This is a genomic window from Streptococcus intestinihominis, from assembly GCF_046824975.1.
In the GTDB taxonomy this organism is placed as follows: domain Bacteria; phylum Bacillota; class Bacilli; order Lactobacillales; family Streptococcaceae; genus Streptococcus.
The window spans coordinates 418416-419387 of the sequence record NZ_JBKQBL010000001.1; the positions used below are offsets into that span (position 1 = coordinate 418416).

2 pseudogenes are annotated in these 972 nt (G+C 42.8%); both read right to left on the reverse strand.

Annotated elements, in window-relative coordinates:
* Positions 1 to 169 (reverse strand): annotated as a pseudogene (locus ACLOR3_RS02230) (accessory Sec system protein translocase subunit SecY2); the annotation flags it as partial.
* A gap of 290 nt (positions 170 to 459) precedes the next feature.
* Positions 460 to 972 (reverse strand): annotated as a pseudogene (locus ACLOR3_RS02235) (hypothetical protein); the annotation flags it as partial.

The window sequence follows — 972 nt, forward strand, 5'->3', positions numbered from 1 at the left end:
CACCCATGATAGCACTCGTCAACTCCAGACCCCTTGCAGCACCTTCATTCACATTTAGAACCTTCGCTAGGTCTACAAAGGGCAAGGTGATTTTACTTCCTAAAACATAAACAAAAACGAATAGGATTGTCCAAAATAATCGTTTCCTAACTCCAGATTGTTTCATCATATCCTGCTCTTCTACTCCCCCTTCTTTCGAATGCTTATCCTAACTAAGTCCTCTCATCAAATTTGACCATCTCACCTAAACGATCTCTGATCTATAAGAGAAAAAAAGTTCTTCAGAAGATGATCTGAAGAACCACTATTCATCTAGCTTTTCTCCATTCATTATACCATATTTCGCTAGGCTTTTCACCCGACATTCTCAAAGAAAACCGACAAATCCACTCATGGATCTGCCGGTATATCAGAAGAATCGAAAGAAGCAAATTTTCAATTTAAGAAAGATGATTGTATTTACTTTTTACGATGGAAAAATGAGGCCAAGCCTGCAAAGAAAGCTACTACAAGCGTGATAAACAACTCACGTGACGTCACTCCTAGAGAGTCCGACGTCGATTTTGCTTCAGAGACAGAAGCAGCCGATTTCTCGCCAGAAGAGCTCATCTGAGGAGTCACTTGACTTTGTGAATGGGATTGACTTGTCGAGCTAGAGGTAGAACGACTCGTTGAAAGAGAAGTCGATTCTGAGGAGAGCTGGCTTGCTTTTAATGAAACAAGTGTGCTCGCTGTCTCCTGAAGACTCGCCGAAGCAGACCCGTACACCACTGTCGATTCGTTTACCGCATTTGAAGCCAAGGCAGAAGCGGATGACCAATTTGATGCCTGTGACATAGAATGAGTAGACGAAGTCGATCTATCTGTAGAAATCGAAGACTGATCAGAAGCACTCGTTTGATGCGATGCTGAAGCCAATTCAGAGGCTTGCTTGCGAGAAGCAGATTCAGAGGCACTGATTGAAACAGACTC